Genomic DNA, 18,654 nt, shown 5'->3' with positions numbered 1-18,654 from the left:
ACAAGATCGAAAGGGCAGGGGAGCCGGGGCTCTCCTGCCCTTTTGCTTGTCCGCAGGCCGTTACTTCGGGGCTGCGGCTGCCGCTTTCGCATCGGCGGATGCGTGGGCCAGGCAGGGAACGCTGTCAGCCGTCCAGTCTATCTCGTAAGTGGCGGGCACGTTCTTCGTGCCGCTTTCCACGGTTCGCGATGTTTCGGGGTTATAGAAGATCCACGCCATGCTGTTGTCGAAGGCGGCGATGCGCGCATTGTCCTTCTTCGCGGTCGCCGCGTCGATTTCCTTCTGCTCCACGCGTGAGCCGCGGATCATGCGAATGGCGCCGTCACGCTGTTCGAAGGCGCGGTAATAGGTCCGGCCGAACAGCTGCGTGTCATAGCCCTTCTTGAACGTCCATCCCGCCGGACGGGCCGTGGACGGCAGCCGAACGGTCGTTACCCGGCAGTCGAATTCGGGCTTGTTGGCGTAAGGCAGTTCCTGATCCTGATCGGCCGAGCGCGTGCGCCGTTCGGGCGGGCTGAAGCCGCCTCCAGGCAGGGCGAGCGACCTTGATCCGTCCCCGTCGTCATCCCAGTCCACCGAACCGGTGCCGCTGATGGTCAGCACGCTGGCCTGCGCCTTCTGGTCGTAGCGCCACTGGACATCCTCGATCGCCTGCCAGGTGCTGCCGACCAGTTGCTGGCGGAAGCTGCCGAGCATCTGGTCGTGCGCGAGGCCGGAAAGCTGCATTTCCTGCTGCAGGCCCTCGATCCCGCGGGTGATCGTGGTGTTGGTGATCCGGGCGGGTTCATCGAAACCGGCCCTTGCGTCGATCTCGTAAAGGGTGATCTGGTCGGGCCTTTGGGCGGGCTGCCACGCGAGCTGCTCGATCGAGCTGCCCTGTTCCGTAAGCGGCAGCACCCACTGGTAAGGCATGATCGGCGTGGTGGAGGGCGGCACCACCGGCGGCAGCGTGCCGTCCAGCCAGTAGACCGCGCCGTCTATATGCGCGCGCACGATGACGTGATCGAACAGGCGCGGGCTCGGCAGCCGCTGGTCGAACCCGTCGTCCCCGCCGCCGGTGTTGACCAGCACGGCTTCCGCCTGGATGCCCAACTGGCCCAGGAGCGCCAGCAGCAGCGCTGTCTTGCCCTTGCAGTCGCCATAGCGGCGCTGCCAGGTCTCGTCCGCGGTGGCGGGCACGAGGTTCCCGTTGCCGAGGCCGACGTAGATATAGCGCACGTCCTGCTGCACCAGCTTCAGCGCCGCGCTTGCGCGGTCCAGCGGCAGCGCGTGGGCTGCGGCGATGCGGCTCGCCTCGCGCCGGAGCGGCGAAGCATCGGGCAGCTTCGCGGCCTTTGTGTAAAACGGCGCGAAACGCCTTGAAATTCCTGCCCAATCGGCAAAGTCGCTATATTCGACCACACGCTGCCAGAGATAGCGGGCCGGAGCATCCTTGGGCGGGACGATGGTGGCCGGATTGTCCAGCCGGACTTCGAGCGCGTGTTCGCTCTTGCGGGCGAAGGCGTTCATGTCGGGCGTCATGCGCAGTTGCGGTTCTGCCCGGTCTTCCCAGCTGAGGCCCAGCAGGAAGCGGCCCGGCACCGGGCTGGGCGCGATCAGCAGCATTCCCGCGTCGCTGGCGCCCAGCGTGGGATCGGTCGTGCGGATGGTGAGGGCGACTTCCAGTTCATCGCCCACGCGCAAGTCGGCGATGCGCAGCACCGCGGTCAGGGTGCCGTCCAGCTTGGCCGCTTCGAGCTGGTCTTCCCGGCGCAGGATCTCGAACGCGGCGGTTTTCAGCACGTCGATGACTTCGCCATCGCGGTGGATCCGGATGGCGTGCACGGTGGGCGCGCCCGCCGCCGGGTTCCAGGCGATGGACAGGTTGCCGAGTTGCAGGGCGCTGGGGTGCAGGATCCTGATGCGATAGCCGGTGTATTGCGCCTGCCCCTGCTTATCGAGATGGATCAGGGTATCCTGATGGCGCACGAAGACGGCGCCGGTGGCGTTTTCCGGCACGGGCAGGTCTTCGGAGGGTGAAACCCAGCGAGGAACGGGGCCGCGCTGGACCTGATCGTCGCGAGCGAAAGCCGGGCCGCAGACAAGCGCGGACGCCAGAAATACCGAAATCGGAAAACGCACATCAACCCCCGTGATTACACCTCATAATGTCCGGTATTTTCGGCAAGGCAAGACTATTGCCGGATGAAAATTCGTTTTTTAATTCAATTGGATAGCCTTGTTTCATGGGCTGTTGCAGTTCTTGCCGAAACTGTCGCGCGCGCGCCTGCACCTCGCGGCCGGGCGCGCAAGGCGGGGGCAGGGCAGGCCCGGCGCTGCTGTTTCGCGCGGCCGCTCGTCTTCACGCTTGACCGCCGGAAATGCACGGGCCACCAATCGGGCCCATGACAAAAAGCCTTCGGATCGCCGCGTGCCTTGCAGCCGCGCCGCTTGCACTCGCCGCCGCCCAGCTTTCCGCACAGGACAGCGCCCGCGCGCCCACCGACACCATGATGAACGAGCAGGTCGAATCGTACGACTGGGTACGCCCGCAGGCGGACTACATCCGCCGCGAGGTGATGATTCCCATGCGGGACGGCAAGAAGCTCTTCACCGTCATCGTCATGCGCAAGGGCACGAAGGACGGTCCGATCCTGCTCAGCCGCACGCCCTACAACGCCGGCGGCATGACCAGCCGCAACCGCAGCCAGAAGATCGAGGAAATCCTGCCCGTCATGGACGCGGATTTCGTCAACGACGGTTACATCCGGGTCTATCAGGACGTGCGCGGGCTTGACGGTTCCGAAGGCGACTACGTGATGAACCGGCCGCTGCGAGGCCCGCTCAACAAGACAAAGGTCGATCACGCCACCGACGCTTACGACACCATCGACTGGCTGGTGAAGAACGTGAAGGAGAGCAACGGCAAGGTCGGCATCACCGGCTCGTCCTATCTCGGCTTCACCTCGCTCATGGCGCTGATCGATCCGCACCCCGCGCTCAAGGCCGCCGTGCCGCAGAGCCCGATGGTGGACGGCTGGATGGGCGACGACTGGTTCCACAACGGCGCCTTCCGCATGTTCGGGTTCGACTACGACCTTGGCCAGACGGTCAAGAAGGGCGGCGGCGCGGTGCCCAAGGGCACGGGGGACGAGTACCAGGCCTATCTCGATGCCGGTTCGGCCATGGAATATGCCAAGGCATACGGCCTCATCGACCTGCCGGTGGTGCGCAAGGTGCTGGAGCATCCCGGCTACGATGCCTGGTGGCAGGGGCAGGCGGTGGACAAGCTGCTCGGCGCGCGCAAGCTGACGGTGCCGACCATGCTCGTGGTGGGACAGTGGGACCAGGAGGACAGCTACGGCGCCCCGGCGGTCTACCAGGCGCTCAAGGCGAACGGCACGCCGGACGACATGGTGAGCCTTGCCATCGGCCCCTGGCGCCACTCCCAGGTCAACTACGAAGCGCGTGAGCTTGGTCCGCTCAAGTGGGAAGGCGATACCGGCGGCCAGTTCCGCCAGCGCTACATGAAGCCCTTCCTCGACTGTCACCTGAAAACCGTGGCACCGGCCTGCAACACGCCGCCGGTGATCACCTATGCCACCGGCGCCAAGGGCGACAAGGGCGGCTGGGAAGTGTCGCAGAAGTGGCCGGCGGGCGATTACACGCCGCTCTACCTTGCGGGGAACTACGGCCTCTCATGGAGCAAGCCGGCGGCGGGCAGCGACAGCTACGTCTCCGACCCCGCCAAGCCGGTGCCGATGCTGCCGCGCCCGGTGCACATGCAGGGCGAGGAGTGGAAGACCTGGCTCGTCCACGACCAGCGCTTCGTTGACGGCCGCCCGGACGTGCTGAGCTATACCACCGGCACGCTGGACAAGGCGGTCCACATCAAGGGAGCGCCCAAGGTGGAGCTGCACGCCTCCACCAGCGGGCGGGACAGCGACTATGTGGTCAAGCTGATCGACGTCTATCCGCAGGAAAACTCGGCCAATCCGGAACTGGCGGGCTACCAGCTCGGCATCGGCATCGAGATCTTCCGCGGCCGCTACGTCCACGGCTTCGACAAGCCGCAGCCGCTGGAGCCGGGCAAGGGCTATACCTTCCAGTGGTCGTTGCCGAACGTCGATCACGTGTTCCTGCCGGGCCACCGGATCATGGTGCAGGTGCAGTCCAGCCTGTTCCCGCTCTATGACCGCAATCCGCAGTCCTGGGTGCCCTCGATCATGGAGGCCAGGGCGAGCGACTATGTGAAGGCGACCGAGACGGTGACTTATGGCGGCGATGCGGCCAGCGCCGTGTGGCTGCCGGTGGCGAAGGACTAGGAGCAGGTTCCGGGGGTGCGGGGGCGATGGCCCCTGCATTCCTCCCGCTTCAGCTTTCGCCGAACAGTTCCCGCTGCGAGGCCTCGATCTCCTCGAAGTAGCGGCGGCGCGCGTGGCGTTCGGTCACGACGCCAACGACATTGCCGATACCGTCCACCACCGCCAGTTCGTCGGCCACGGCCACGTCGAAGGCCTTGATCATCGCGCGGATGTCGGTGGTGGGGGAAAGCGTGGTGCCCTTCAGCGTCGCCAGCCCGCCCACCGCGCTGTCCTGCGCCAGTTCGGGGTTGTAGGCGGCGGAGGTGGTGACGATCCCGGCGTAGTGTTCCTCCTCGTCCAGCAGGATCGCCTTGCTGGCCGAGCCGAGCGGCACGCGGGCGCGGAAATCGGCGATGGAAAGGGTTGCGGGCACCGAGATCCAGTCCTTGCGCATGATGCGCCCGGCGGTGAGGCTGAGCATCCAGCCGATATCGCGCGGGGAACGGATGATCGAGCCGCGAATGTGCAGGCGCCAGGTGGAGAACGAATAGCCGAACATCTCGCGCGTGAAGGCGCTGGATACGAGCGAGGCGGTCAGCACCACGCCCATCAGCGCGAAGTCGTGCGTGGTTTCCAGCATGAGCATCGCCAGCGTCATCGGGCCGCCGACGATGGAGACGGCCAGCGCGCTCATGCCGACGAGGGCGGCTTGGGTGGGGTCCAGCTCGATGCCCAGCGGCAGCATCTGCACGGCGGCGGCGAAGATCAGGCCGACCAGCGATCCCAGGAACAGCGAGGCGAAGAACAGGCCGCCGCGAAAGCCGAAGCTGAGCGAGATCACCGAGGCGGCGATCTTGAGCGCGAGAACCACGAGCAGGAACTGGATCGCCGGCTGCATCACGAGATTGAGATGCATCGCCCCGTGCCCCGCCGAAAGCGATTGCGGCGATACCCATGCGAGCGGCATCAGCAGCAGTCCGCCGACCAGCGGTTTCCAGCGCGTGAAGCGGGTGAAGCGCTGGACGTGAAGCTCGGTAAACGTCACCAGCCGCATGACGAGGATGCCCACCAGGGCGCAGACCAGCCCGAGCACGGCATAGATGAAATAGTCCCCGGTGGTCAGCTCATGCGTGCTCGATGCGGCGATCAGGTAGGGTTCCACGCCGAGCTGGCGCGTGATGAACGCGGCGCCGAGGGCGGCGGCGATGACCGGGGCGATGGCGGCGGGGGTATAAGTGCCGATCACGATCTCGAAGGCATAGAAGGCGCCCGCCAGCGGTGCGCCGAAGGCGGCGCCCACGGCCGCGCCCGCGCCCGCGCCCACCAGCGTCCGCATGTCGGCGCGGCGCAGCTTGAACCACTGGCCCAGCACCGAGGCCACGCCGCCGCCCATCTGCGCATAGGCCGCCTCCAGCCCGACCGATGCCCCGGCGCCGTTCGAGATGATCGTCTGTGCCGAGATGATGAGATTGTCGATGAAGGGAATCCGGCCGCTGTGCAGGGCATTGGCCTCCACCACGTCGATCGGCGCGCGGCGGCGGCGGCGCAGCAGATAGCCGATGCCGATCAGCACGAGTCCGCCGAAGGGGAGTGCCAGCAGGCGCCAGGGATGGCGGATTTCGCCGATCGCGCTCAGCCGGTTGCCGGTGACGCCGTAGAAGAGCTGCTGGAGGGCATGGGCGAGGAACCCTTGCAGGTTGGTCAGCCAGCCCGCCGCGATCCCGGCCAGAACGGCCAGCACGATGAACGCCAGTTCGCTTTCGCGCATGCGCTGCCGCTGGCGGATGACCAGGGCTTTCAGGGCGTTAACGGCGGGACGTCGCATCGATCGTCGATTGGGCCTGCGCGCGCGGCGCTGTCAAGGCGGGTATCGGGAGGGGAAGGAAGAAAACGCGAAGGTGGCGCGCAGCCGGGCGGCCTCACGCCCCGAAGTAGCCCCTGGCCCGCGCCGTCTCCAGTTCCGCTTCGAGATAGTCCCACAGCGCGGGCGCGCCGCGGCTGATCTGCGGCTTCAGGCGCTTCACGACCCGCTCGTGGCTGATCCCGTTCTCGCGCCAGCTCTGCCCCTCGTTGCGCAAGTTGAGCAGGGCGGGCATCGCGCGGTCGATGGCATGGGCGAAGCGGGCCTCGGCGGTCCGTTCTTCCTCGAACTCGGTCCAGAGGCCGCGCAGGTAATCCGCCTCGGCATCGGGCAGGATGCCGAAGATCCGGTCTATGGCCGCGCGCTCGGCCGCCTTGCGGTCCGCCAGGCCTTCCTCGAAGAACACCATGACATCGCCGGTCTCGATCTCGCCGATATCGTGGACCAGCAGCATCGCCATGACCCGCGAGATGTCCGGCGTTCCCGAGGCATGGGGTGCGAGCGCCACGGCGAAGAGCGCGATCTGCCAGCTATGCTCGGCCGAATTCTCGTAACGGTCGAGGCCGATGGGCTTCACCTTGCGGGTGACGGCCTTGAGCCGGTCCAGCTCCATCACGAAATCGATGACGTTCTGCATTGTCGCTGGGCCCCCTTACCGACCGGATGGCCGCTCTGGAGGCTTGTCCGGCGATTCTCAAGCGGAAGCGGTCATTTCGGCGGCATGCGGATGCCGCCGTCAAGACGGATGCACTGGCCGTTGAAATAGGTGTTGCGGGCCAGTTCCATCACCAGCGAGGCGAATTCCTCGGGATTGCCGAGCCGCTTGGGGAAGGGCACGGCCTTGCCGAGGCCATCGTAGACCGCCTCGTTCATTTCCTTGACCCGCAGCATCGGCGGCGTGGCGAAAGTGCCGGGAAGGATGGCGTTCACCCGGATGCCGAGGTCCATGAGATCGCGGGCCATCGGCAGGACCATGGCGTTCACCGCGCCCTTGGCGCCGCCGTAGGCGACTTGCCCGACCTGCCCGTCCTGCGATGCGGCCGACGAGGTGAACACGATGCAGCCGCGTTCGCCGTCGTCATTGAGCGGGTCGGCGCCGGCCATGCCCAGCGCGGCGATCGAGGCGACGCGGTAGGAGGCAGTGAACACGCCTTCGGCCGTTCTGGCGATCTGCTCGGTGGCGGCGCGCTTGTAGCCGCCGGTGGTCTTGTCGAACGAGACGGTCTTGCCGCCGCCGGCCACGACGGCGCAGTGGACGACGATCCGTTCCTGCCCGTGAGCGGCGCGGGCCCTGGCGAAGCCGGCTTCCACGCTTTCCTCGTCAAGGATGTTCACCTTGCAGAACACGCCGCCGATCTCGGCCGCGAAAGCTTCGCCCGCTTCCTCGCTGATGTCGAACACGGCTACTTTCACGCCGGCATCGGCAAGGGCCTGAGCGCTGGCGCGGCCGAGGCCCGAAGCGCCGCCGGTGACGACTGCGGCGAGGGTATTGTCGATCTTCATGAAGCAGGCTCTCCCGAGCGGGTTTGATTCGTGTTTGGCCCAAGGGCTAGCGCAATTCGCGGCCGGAAAGGTGCGATCGAATGCGGTCGGCGCGCAAGTATCGCCCCTGCGCACTTGATGGGCGCGGCGCGGCGGCGCCTTGCGTCCACTGCCGATGCGGCTGCACCTACGGACAGGCGCCCGCCGCGTCGCGGGTGAAGATCGCACGGGACGGGTTCGGCACTGCCGCAAAGGGCAGGCCGCGAGAGATCGGAGAGAGAAATGGCCGAAGGCGATGTGTTCCTCGACACCAGCGATGTCGATCGGTGGGTCGGCAAGCCGGTGATTTTCGCCGAGTTCTGGGACCCGTGCAACGCCACGGACATCCGCCGCTGGGCGCAGGCGATGGATTACGCCAATCCCCTGCACTGGGACGAGAATTTCGCGCGGGCCAGCCGCTTCGGCGGTATCGTCGCCCCGCAGAGCTTCACCGTCGCCATGGACTACGGCCACGGCTGCCATCCTTCCTGCGTCGGCCGGATTCCGGGATCGCACCTGATCTTCGCGGGGGAGGAATGGTGGTTCTACGGCAATCCCGTCCGCCCCGGCGACAAGCTCGTGCAGGAGCGCAGCTTCGCGGGCTATCGCATTGCCGAGACAGGCTTTGCCGGGCCGACGATGTTCGCCGATGGCGATACGGTCCACCGCAACCAGCACGGCGCGCTCGTCGCCAAGGAGCGGGCGACCTCGATCCGCTACCTCGTGGAGGAGGCGAACAAGCGGAAAGTCTACGACAAGGAGAATCGCGCGCCCAGGTCCTGGACAAGGGAGGAACTGGACGAAGTGGCGAAAGTGCGGCTGGACTGGATCAGGTCGGGCCGCGAAGGCATCTCGCCGCGCTGGAGCACGGTCAAGGTGGGCGATACTTTGCCGCGCCGGGTGATCGGGCCGCACAGCCGCGTCACTTTCGCGCTCGAATGCCGTGCGCACCGGCAGAACATCTGGGGCACCTGGCGCTGGAACGCACCTGAAGGCGTGCACGATCCCGCCCAGGAAGACGCAGGCTTCGGCGGCGACATGAGCTACGACTTCGAAGCCCGCAAGATCGATCCCCGCCAGGGTGACGGCCTGTTCCACGGGCCCAGCTCCGGGCACATCAATCCCGAGAAGGCCGAGAAGGTCGGCATGGGCGGTGCTTATGGCTACGGCTCGTCGATGAATGCCTGGCACCTCGATACGGTGGCCTACTGGTCCGGGCACGAAGGCTATATCTGGCACTCGAAGACCCAGTTCCGCAGCCCCGCTTTCGAAGGGGACGTGACTTACGTGGATGCCGCCGTGATCGACAGGCAGGAGACCTCCGAATTCGGGATGCCGGTGGTCACGGTCGAGACGCGGATGACCACGCAGGACGGCAACACCATCCTCAAGGGCACCGCGACGGTATCGTTGCCGCTCTGACCGGGAGGACGACCATGGCGGACCGTGAGGACATCGTCGAAGTGCTCAATCTCTACGGCCTCGCCATGGACACCCGGCGCTGGGATCTGTTCGGGCGGGTGTTCACGGCGGACTGTGCGGTCGATTACGGGCCCGGTTCGTGCTGGAACGATCTAGGTGCCTTTCAGCATGCTTTCGGTGCCTTTCACGAAATGTTCGATGCAACCCAGCATGTGATGAGCAATCACCTCGTTCGAGTGGAGGAAGATAGAGCTTTTACAGTGACATATGGCCAGTGGCGGCTCATCCGTCATGCCGCTGGACAGCCGCCGGTGTGGGACGGCAGCGGCTACTACGACGATGAACTGGTCCGCACCGAAAACGGCTGGCGCATCGCCCGGCGGACCTGCCGGGTGCTCTACTGGACGGGCAATCCCCGCGTCCAGATGCCCGAGGGCGACATCGCCTTCGAACTGGACCTCGCCGCGCTCCACGAGGAGGAGCGGGCAGGCCGGATCGGCTATCTGCCGACCTGACAAGGGGGGCGGACGGAGCCCCTCGCGTATCGCCGGGCCGGATTTGACCTCCGCAAATTGGCGTCCTGCCGGCGATCGGGCTATCCAGCGCAGACAAGAGAAATGTGAGAGGAACGCTGCCCGCAGGGGCGCGTAAGCTGGGATGTGGGCTAGATCGCACGATGCTCAAAACAGCGGGTACAGCCCCCTGAAAGCGCAGTCCGCGCAGGCTGACGGCCGGATCATGCCTCACCGATTCCGGCGCGTTTTCGACCGCCTTTCGAAAAGCCATTGGCGAAAGCCCGCGGCGGTTTCGAACGCGCAAGATGCTTTCGTGGCATGGCGGCCTGGGCCTTCGAACGCAGGGATGCCGGGTGCGGAATATGTTCGCAAAGGTGCCGGTTCTTTGCGGATGTGACGTGAACCACGCCTGGAATGTCCCGAACCGGCAGCAGCGATGGACAGGCGATGCCGCCTGCGCGAACTGCCGGTCGGGGACTGCCCGGGAACCAGAACAATTGCCATCAGGCACGAACGGGAAGGAGCCACGGTGACGTATCTTGCGGAGTTGAGATCGAATTGGCGACCGTTGCTTGCCGCAACGGTCGGCGTGGGCACGGGTATGTCGCTGGCGGGGACCGTCACCAGCGCGATCGCGCCCAGCATGATCGCCGCCAACGGGTGGAGCAAGGCGGACTTCGCGATGGTGGGAAGCCTCGGGATCGTCAGTTCCCTGGCATTTCCGTTCATAGGCCGGATCGCCGACGTTCTCGGTGTCCGGTGGACGGCGCTTATCGGGCAGGTGACGCTGCCGCTGATGTATCTGGCATACAGCCTGATGGGCGGCTCTCTACAGACCTATATCGTGATCTTCCTGATCCACAGCGTGGTGTGCCTTACCACGACCTCGACCGTGTATACCCGGTTGCCGGTCCAGTGCATTTCCGCTGCGAGAGGGGCCGCCCTTGCCATCGTGGCATCCGGTCCCGCGCTCGTGAGTGCGATCGGCGGCCCCCTGCTCAACGCTTACGTCGAGGCGAACGGGTGGCGCGCCGCTTATCAGTTGCTGGCGATCTTCGCCGTGGTGGCGGGCACGATCACATTCCTCCTCATTCCCGCGGAAGCGGACCGGCAGGCAGGTGCGCGCGCGCCCCGGCGGCCTGCGCGCGAGGATTATCCGGCGATCTTTCGTGCACCCGCATTCTGGATCCTGCTGGCGGCCATGCTTCTTTGCAACATTCCCCAGGTCATCATGCTGACGCAGCTCAAGCTCGTGCTGCTCGACAACGGCGTGACAGGTCGCGGGGCGTCGGTGATGATCAGCGCGCTGTCCATCGGGATGCTTGCGGGCCGCCTGATCACGGGTGTTGCGCTGGACCGGTTCAATCCGTTCGCGATCTCGTTCTTTACCCTTGCCCTGCCGAGCCTTGGACTGTTCATCATCGCCTCAAGCCTTGATGCCCCCGCGGTGTTGACGGGGGCGGTCTTCTTCCTGGGCTTCGCATTCGGTGCCGAGGGCGACATCATCGCCTTCCTCGTGGCGCTGTGCTTCCCCATTCGGATCTATGGTTCCGTCATGGGGCTGATGACCGCGACGATGTCGGCTTCCGCTGCGATCGGCGCCGTGGGGCTGAGCATCATTCTGGCACGGACCGGCGGCTACAGCACCTTCCTGGTGATTGCCGGTACTGCGGTACTGGTGGGCGCGTTCCTGCTTTTGACCCTGGCGCGGGCTCCGCGACCGCTAGATCTGGAAGGATGCCCGGCATGACTAAAGTGATGGAGGGCATTCGCGTCCTCGAAGTTGCCCAGCACACGTTCGTGCCGGCAGGCGGGGCCATTCTCGCCGACTGGGGCGCGGATGTCATCAAGATCGAACATCCCACGCGCGGGGATGCGATGCGCGGCTTCATCAACATGGGGGGGATGAAGATCAACCCGCTGCGCCATACGATGATGGAGCATCCCAATCGGGGCAAGCGTTCGGTCGGCGTCGACATCTCGACGCCTGAAGGGCAGGAGGTCATCTACGAACTGGCCCGAAGCTGCGACGTCTTCCTGACCAATTATCTGCCCTATCTGCGGCAGAAGCTGAAAATCGATATCGAGCACATTCGCGCGGCCAATCCCGATATCATCTACGCCCGTGGCAGCGCCTATGGCGACAAGGGCCCGGAGCGCGACGTCGGCGGTTTTGACGGCACCGCGTTCTGGACCCGAAGCGGGGTGGGCTGGTCGATGAGCCCGGGAGAGCTTGAGGGGCCGCTGTCCCAGGGCATTCCGGCCTTTGGCGATTCCACGGGCGGCATGAATCTCGCCGGCGGGATCGCCGGTGCGCTGTTCCATCGGGAGCGAACCGGCAAGCCCAGCGAAATCGACGTCTCACTGCTGTCCACCGCCTGGTGGTCGGCGGGCAGCGCGCTCGATATCCAGCTTGAGAACAAGCGGGCGATGCGTGTCGGAATGCCGCGTTCGGGTTCCAATCCGGGCAATCCCTTCATGGGTAACTTCGCCACGTCCGACGGCGGGACCATCAATTTGTGCACGCTCATTCCGGGCCCGCATATCCGCAGCCTGTTCGAACATGTCGGCGTGCCGGAAGCCGCGGACGATCCCCGCTTCTCGACGGCGGAAAAGCTGCTTGAAAACTGGGAGGCCGCCGGCGAGATCATCAACGCCCGGTTCAATGCCATGCCGTTCGCCTACTGGCGCGAGCATCTGAAGACCTACACGGGCCAATGGGCGCCCTACCAGAGCCTGCTGGACCTCGCGCATGACGAGCAGGCGCTGGCCAACGACATGCTCTTCGAGGTCGAGGCCATGGACGGCGGCGATCCCATCAAGCTCGTTCGAGGGCCGGTGCAGTTCGATCATGCTCCCGTCGACACGATCCGGGCTCCGCAGGCTTCCGAACATACCGAACTGGTGCTGATGGAGATCGGGCTGCCGTGGGACCGGATAGAGGAGCTCAAGGCATGCGGCGCCATCGCATGACGGCCGGTGCAGCCGTGCTTCCAAGCTGAACGGCTGCCGTGAGCGAAGCGGACTTCGAGCGGCTGAACACCCCGCTGTTGCGGCACTTCACGGCGCTTTTCGGCGAACTGGGAGGCGATCTCCCCGCGCTACTCGAGGAAGTGGAGATTGTGCCTCGGGATTTTTCGGAAGGTTCCGGAAGGCTGACTTATCGGCAGGCGATCCGCTTGCTCGACACGGCGGCGAGGAGGCTGGATTGCCCGGATCTGGGCATGCGACTTGCGCTTCGCCAGCGCGGGGGAGCGGTTTTCGGCCCTCTCGGCAACGTAATGCGCAATTCCAGAACGTTCGGCGATGCAGTGCGGTCCGCCTGCGAGCACAGCGGGGCACACAGCCGGGCCGTGCGGGTCTGGCTCAGCGCCCATGCGGAGCCCTCGGCCACCTTCGCGGGCCATGAACTGTTGCTTGGCGACACGGCAAATCGCGCGCAGGCCATCGAGCAGGTCCTGCTGATCGGGCATCTCGAAGCGATGGAAATGACGGGCGGCCTATCGCGGGCGCGGCGCGTTTGCTTCCGCCACGAACCGGTATCCACGCGCTCCGCCTATCGCCGGAATTTCGGCTGCGAGGTGCTGTTCGGGGAGCCGGCCGACGGTCTTGTGTTCTTCGACGAAGACCTGACACGCCCCATCCTCAGCCAGGACGAATATGTCTATCGGGACATGCTGCGCTACCTTGAGGAGCATTTCCCCAAGCGCCAGCTTCCCGTCGATGCGGAAGTTCGCGGACTGGTGCTGCGATCGCTCGCCCTGGGAGACAGTTCGACGGACAGCGTGGCCCATGCGCTCAATCTTCACGCCCGCACGCTCCGCCGCCGGCTTCGCGAGGAAGGCCTTGGTTTCCAGCAGGTAAAGGACAGCGTCCGGCGCGAATTGACCTGTTACTACCTGGAGCGGACGGACCTCGATTTTCGGGGCATTTCGGAAAAGCTGGGCTTTGCGGAACAGTCCATCTTCTCGCGGAGCTGCCGGCGCTGGTTCGGCAAATCGCCCACCGGATTGAAGGACGAGTTGTGCCGGCGCGAGAGGATGTCCGGATAGGTCAAGCCAAACGCCGCCAAGTTGGCGCATGAACCGTTACACAAAACGACGGGACACGCTGCCGGCCTTCACGGGCATGGCGGCGAATGGAAGGGGGAAAGCCGGGGGCTGCCTGAGAAGCAGCCGATATCCCGACCATCCCGAAATGCGGAGGCGCAACCGCAAGTCCCGATCAAGACGTTTCGTTGCCTCGATCGGCCGCAAAGGCCGACGGGTTTGATTGTACCAGGGGAGGATGAGGAATTGGCAATCAATTACAAGTGTTCGGTCGGGCGTCTCGCGCTCTGCGCGGCTTCGGTCGCTGTCATGCCGGCAGCGGCAATGGCCCAGGCCGACGCGCCGCCGCCCGCGCAGGACCAGTCGGCTGCCGACCAGGTGACCAGTGAACCGATCGTCGTGATCGGTACTCTCATCCGCGGCATCGCCCCGGCCGGCAACAATGTCATCGACATGAGCGCGGAACAGATCGCGGCCACCGGCGCTGCCACGACGAGCCAGGTTCTCAGCTCCATTCCGCAAGTCGGCAATTTCTTCAACGGACTGCCGGCCGGCGTTTCGCAGCAGCCGGGCGCCAATGGAAGCAACCCGATCAATCGCCCCAACCTTCGTAGCCTTCCCGGCGCGAACACCAGCGGCGGCGCCCAGACGCTCGTGCTGTTCGACGGCCAGCGCGTTGTTGGCGCGGGCATCCAGCAGGTTGCCGTCGATCCCGACATCATCGCGCCGGGCGTGATCCAGCGCGTGGAGGCGATGACGGACGGCGGTTCTGCCGTCTATGGCTCGGACGCGCTCGGCGGCGTGATAAACTTCGTGTCGCGCGATCGTTTCGACGGCGTCCAGATGGATGCGCGATATGGGATCGGTGACGATTTCCAGTCGGTCGAGGCGAGCGGGATGGCCGGCAAGGACTGGGGCTCGGGCGGCTTCTATGTGGCCTACGGCTATTCCCACCATGACAGCGTCTTTGGCGCCGACCGGGACTGGGTGAAGCAGGTCGACTGGAACACCGGAGTGCCGACCGGCCGCAACTGTGCGGCGCCCAACGTGACCATCGGAACGACCTCCTATGTGCCTTCGGGAGGCGGGATCACCGCCGGCGGTCCCAATTCCTGCGATTTCTCCGACCCTGTCGCCATCTATCCGACCACGACTTTGCACACCGTGTTCGCCCGTCTCAACCAGCGCCTCTCGGGCGGGGTGCGTTTCGACGTGACCGCGCTTTATGCCAATCGTTCGATCGAGCAGATCGGCGGGACGCTGGGAACGGGAGCGCTGGGCACCGGCGCTGCGGGTCAGGCCACGCTCGCGGCAAGCTCTCCCTTCTACCGTCCGACCGGCGACGCCAATGACGGGCTGCCTCAGGTCGTCCGGTATGACTACAGCCCGCTGTTCGGAACCGCTTCGTCCACGCAGAATACCGACCTCGAAACATGGCGGGTTGCTCCCTCGATCTCGGTGGAGCTGGGCTCCGATTGGGAATTCAGCGGGCTGTTCAGCTATGGCCTTGCCACGACGTCGTTCTCGAATGCGCAGATCAGCGCGGCGGCACAGTCTGCCGCTCTGGCCGGGGGGACGCTGAATCCCTACGATGTGGCTGCAACATCGCCCAGCGTGGCTTCGGGCCTGCTTCGCTACAACAAAGGCACCGGCCGGAACGAACTGTTCGATTACAGGGCCATCGTCAACGGGCCGCTGTTCGAACTTCCTGGCGGCACGCTGCGCGCGGCGGCCGGCTACGAACACATGCAGGACAACTTCAACAGGCGGTCGACGAATGCATCGACGTATCTGTTGCAGGACCCGACGAGCTACACCCAGAAGGTGGATTCGGTCTTCGGCGAGCTTTCGATCCCGATCGTCGGCGATGAAAACGCCATGTCGTTCATCAACGAACTGACGCTTTCGGCCTCGGCACGTTACGACAAGTACAACGACTTCGGCGACACCTTCAATCCGAAGTTCGCCGCAACCCTGCGCCCGGTCGAATGGATCGCGATCCGGGGGAACTGGGGCAAGTCCTTCACGGCTCCGTCGCCGGTGGACCAGCTTGGCGTCATGGCCTCTGCCGTGGCCACGGTGCCCGCTGCATTCCTGCGCACGCCGCCCGGCGTAACCGCCGCTCCCGGTGAAATCGGGCTGTTCGTGTCGGGTACCGCTCCCGGAATTCAGCCGCAGAAGGCGACGAACTGGTCTGTCGGCGCGGAGATCGAGCCGCCGTTCCTGCCGGGGCTGACGCTGAACGCGAGCTATTACAACATTGACCTCACGGGAACGATCGGGAGGCCGGTAACCGGAGCTGACCTCAGCGACTACTATGCGAACTTTCCGCAGCTCTATTCGGTTCGCCCGAGCGGCCAGGAACTGGCGGCCTATCTGACGCAGTTCGATCCGGCCAACTTCAACTTCACGGTGGCGAACCCGACCTCGACCGGTCAGGCGATCATCACTTCGGGCGGTACGAACTCGCCCGTGCTGGTCTCGCTGGACACCCGTGCAAGGAACCTGGGCACCGCGAAGCTCGACGGCCTCGATTTCTCGGCCAACTACGTGCTCGATACCCGCTTCGCTTCCTTCGATGCGAGCGTCACGGGGAACTACCGACTTTCGCAGAAATCGCGCGCCTTGCCTTCGCTGCCTGTCGCCGACGATCTGGCCTTCAACACCCCGGTGTTCCGCATCCAGGGAACGCTGGGAACCCGGATCGGCGGGCTGCGCGCGCAGGTCATCTGGAACCACACCTCGGGATACAAGCGGGGCACGGTCGAATTCGGCCAGACCCGGGTTTCGGCCTTCGATGCGATCAACCTGTTCTTCAAGTACGACGTGAAGTCCAAGTCCGCCTGGGGGAGCGACCTGTCGTTCACCCTGAACGTGCAGAACCTGTTCGATGTGTCGCCGCCCGAGTTCCGTTCGGCAGCCGGTCTGGGCTTCGATACCACGCAGGGAAGCGCCTTCAGCATCGGGCGTATCGTCCAGTTCGGCGTCAGCAAGAAGTTCTGACCCTCACAGGGCCGCTCGGGCACTTTGCCCGGGCGGCCCGAAGGTCGATGCCCCGACCTTGCGGGTTCATCGCTGTTTGCAGTCGTTGCTGTGGAAGCAATAAGTGACGACGTAGCCGATGTGATCCGAAAGCGCATCGGCCCCGGGATGGGCGCCGAACGGTACGTCCATGGCCCCGAAGGCGAGCTTCGTGGCAGTGCCGGAACGGTAATATTGCTTGTCCTTGCCGCGCTTCACGATTGCCGCAAGTTCCGGCCGCAAGGTCGTTTCGGAACCCGGCAGCCGGGACGAGGCTTCAGCGGTGCCCAGTGCATCGCCGATCAGGCTTTTCGCTCCGGAGATGCGGTCCGGGTCGTGGCCGACATTGAAATCCCCGGCGAAAACCAATGCCTGGCTCGCAGGAACCTGGGCGTGGATAAATGAGAAGGCAGCGGCCAGTTGCAGCCTGTAGGCCTGGTTGGCCCGATCGACCGAGACGCCTGAGGCGCGGCGGGAGTTGAGATGGGTATTCGCAACCGCGACGGGTTGCGCCTGCCCCGGAACCCTGACCCAGGCCACCAGCAGTCCCTTGGAGGCGAGACAGTCGAAACCCGCGCAGAGGGACGCGGGAAAGGCCATCCGTCTTGCAGCGATAATCGGGTAGTCCGACATGATGACGAGGCCGCTGTCCACCCATTTGCCCTCGGTCTCGCCTCTGGTCCACGACGCGCCGTTCGCAAGATTGGCGGAGGCCAGCCTCTCGGAGCGATCCGATGGCTTGCCGAGAGCTTCCGAGGGCTGCGGTCCGATCGCGATCCACTTGTAACCGGCGCGAGCGGCGATCGCCTTGGCTTCGGGGACGAATGCTTCCTGCAAGGCCACGACATCCGGTTGGCGGCCGCTCAGCCTGAGGCTTCCAAGCTGCTCCGCGATCTTTTCCAGCGCGGCCGGGCGGCCCAGCGCGGCGGGGAAGGGCAGGCCCTTCACATTGTAGGTCATGACGGAAAGTGTGCCCGGCGTTCCCGAAGCAGCTTTGGCTCGCGGCTGGTAGACAGCGGCCGGAAGGGGGCGGGCGATGTTGGAAGCGGAAAGACCGGCAACCATGGCAAGGGTGATGAAACCAAGTCGGTACACGCAGGAGAACTCCAGCTTCGATCTCGCCTAGACGCCGGGAACCCGCATTTCCCGCATCACGCATTTTCAGGTGCGGGTTCGGGCTCGCACCGGAGTCTCTCCAAGGTCCCGCCGCTCGGGACGGGGAACGGAGCTCCAGTCATGAGGCGATCCAAGATGACCGGCGTTGCATGCGCATTGCTTGCGATGGGGCCGAACATTGCCGAGGCGCGGACCGAGAAGGTCTGGGGCATGAGCGGCGCGCGCTATCTGCCGCAACTCGTCGAGTGGTCGCTGTCTGATATGTCCATGCCGGATCAGGTGAAGGTCATGCGCCTTGAAAACGATTCCGGCGATGCGGGCTGGCGTTTCGACCTGCTGGCGATCCGTTCGCTCGATCCGGTAGAGCTTCCCGGCGATCCGGACGGGGCGCGGTTCCGGGGGCGGCACATGAGCTTCAGCGCCTGGCATTCGCTGGGAGACAGCAGTATTCTGCGGCTGAACGGCGTTGCCGGCCGTGTAAGCCGGCGAAGCGGTTCCGGCATCCTGCTTCCGGCCAAGACCCGCGCCGGATATGCGGCGGCGGAACTTTCGCTGGATCATGGGCGCGACTGGTCGGTTTCGGCCGGCATCTACCGGCAGGGCGGCTGGGGCGGGCGTTCGCTCGAAAACGACCTCCTTCGCATGACCAACGGCGAGCCCGCGGCAGCCATGGGTGTTCACGCTGCCGCCCGCGTCGCCGTTTTCAACGGCTCGGGCGAGCCGCGGACCTGGCTCGGGCTCGACGTGCATTCCGGTAGAAGGGCGGCGGGCCTTGGGCAGGCACTGCGAGCCGGCAGCGATGTCAGCCTCGTGCTGACGTCCAGCTTCTGAGGGTGCCATGACGGTCGCTGGAAGATCACCGGAAC

The 18,654-nt window shown here is 65.3% G+C and carries 13 protein-coding genes; 8 read left to right on the top strand and 5 right to left on the bottom strand.

The genetic code is table 11. The annotated features are described in order from the left end of the window. Positions 1-60: 60 nt before the first annotated feature. A complete protein-coding gene (locus ACLIMP_RS13520; RefSeq protein WP_443477903.1) occupies positions 61-2,121 on the bottom strand; it encodes a DUF3857 domain-containing protein in 2,061 nt (686 codons plus the stop codon). Between the two features lie 263 nt (positions 2,122-2,384). Here ACLIMP_RS13520 and ACLIMP_RS13515 point away from each other — a divergent pair, with 263 nt between their 5' ends. Beyond that, entirely contained in the window at positions 2,385-4,304 is a 1,920-nt protein-coding gene (locus ACLIMP_RS13515) for a CocE/NonD family hydrolase (RefSeq protein ID WP_324696087.1), read from the top strand. A 49-nt stretch (positions 4,305-4,353) separates the two neighbouring features. On the opposite strand, the gene ACLIMP_RS13510 is transcribed toward ACLIMP_RS13515, so the two are convergent. The 3 genes from ACLIMP_RS13510 to ACLIMP_RS13500 form a co-directional block, all read right to left on the bottom strand. Next, on the bottom strand, positions 4,354-6,108 hold the full coding sequence (locus ACLIMP_RS13510) for a chloride channel protein (protein WP_054440515.1): 1,755 nt from the start codon (positions 6,106-6,108) through the stop codon (positions 4,354-4,356). A 94-nt stretch (positions 6,109-6,202) separates the two neighbouring features. Then, the gene (locus ACLIMP_RS13505; RefSeq protein WP_185997002.1) at positions 6,203-6,781 is read right to left on the bottom strand and encodes an HD domain-containing protein; all 579 of its coding nucleotides are present in this window, start codon (positions 6,779-6,781) and stop codon (positions 6,203-6,205) included. Between the two features lie 71 nt (positions 6,782-6,852). After that, positions 6,853-7,647, bottom strand: coding sequence for an SDR family oxidoreductase (locus tag ACLIMP_RS13500; protein ID WP_324696083.1), 795 nt, complete (start codon positions 7,645-7,647; stop codon positions 6,853-6,855). 261 nt (positions 7,648-7,908) lie between these two features. Here ACLIMP_RS13500 and ACLIMP_RS13495 point away from each other — a divergent pair, with 261 nt between their 5' ends. The 6 genes from ACLIMP_RS13495 (at position 7,909) to ACLIMP_RS13470 (ending at position 16,654) form a co-directional block, all read left to right on the top strand. Continuing rightward, positions 7,909-9,087 (top strand): FAS1-like dehydratase domain-containing protein, encoded by a 1,179-nt coding sequence (locus ACLIMP_RS13495; protein ID WP_443477902.1) that lies wholly within the window; start codon positions 7,909-7,911, stop codon positions 9,085-9,087. A gap of 14 nt (positions 9,088-9,101) precedes the next feature. Beyond that, positions 9,102-9,602: a nuclear transport factor 2 family protein gene (locus tag ACLIMP_RS13490; protein WP_324696078.1), complete on the top strand. Its 501-nt coding sequence runs from the start codon at positions 9,102-9,104 to the stop codon at positions 9,600-9,602. Between the two features lie 568 nt (positions 9,603-10,170). After that, the gene (locus ACLIMP_RS13485; protein WP_443477901.1) at positions 10,171-11,352 is read left to right on the top strand and encodes an MFS transporter; all 1,182 of its coding nucleotides are present in this window, start codon (positions 10,171-10,173) and stop codon (positions 11,350-11,352) included. Then, positions 11,349-12,575 carry a CaiB/BaiF CoA transferase family protein gene (locus ACLIMP_RS13480; RefSeq protein ID WP_324696074.1) on the top strand — a complete coding sequence of 409 codons (1,227 nt, stop codon included), beginning with the start codon at positions 11,349-11,351 and terminating at the stop codon, positions 12,573-12,575. Before ACLIMP_RS13485 ends, ACLIMP_RS13480 begins: the two co-directional genes overlap by 4 nt. A 38-nt stretch (positions 12,576-12,613) precedes the next feature. Then, positions 12,614-13,654, top strand: coding sequence for an AraC family transcriptional regulator (locus tag ACLIMP_RS13475; protein ID WP_324696072.1), 1,041 nt, complete (start codon positions 12,614-12,616; stop codon positions 13,652-13,654). Between the two features lie 243 nt (positions 13,655-13,897). Next, complete coding sequence (locus tag ACLIMP_RS13470) at positions 13,898-16,654, top strand: TonB-dependent receptor domain-containing protein (protein ID WP_324696070.1); 2,757 nt, start codon at positions 13,898-13,900, stop codon at positions 16,652-16,654. 66 nt (positions 16,655-16,720) lie between these two features. On the opposite strand, the gene ACLIMP_RS13465 is transcribed toward ACLIMP_RS13470, so the two are convergent. Beyond that, on the bottom strand, positions 16,721-17,767 hold the full coding sequence (locus ACLIMP_RS13465) for an endonuclease/exonuclease/phosphatase family protein (protein WP_324696068.1): 1,047 nt from the start codon (positions 17,765-17,767) through the stop codon (positions 16,721-16,723). Between the two features lie 156 nt (positions 17,768-17,923). Between ACLIMP_RS13465 and ACLIMP_RS13460 the strand changes: the two genes are divergently transcribed. Then, positions 17,924-18,619 (top strand): hypothetical protein, encoded by a 696-nt coding sequence (locus ACLIMP_RS13460; protein ID WP_443477900.1) that lies wholly within the window; start codon positions 17,924-17,926, stop codon positions 18,617-18,619. Positions 18,620-18,654: the final 35 nt, after the last annotated feature.

The sequence above is a fragment of the Novosphingobium aeonii genome, assembly GCF_052279045.1.
In the GTDB taxonomy this organism is placed as follows: domain Bacteria; phylum Pseudomonadota; class Alphaproteobacteria; order Sphingomonadales; family Sphingomonadaceae; genus Novosphingobium.
The sequence above is the reverse complement of the archived record's forward strand: the minus strand, read 5'-3'. Positions and strand labels throughout refer to the sequence as shown.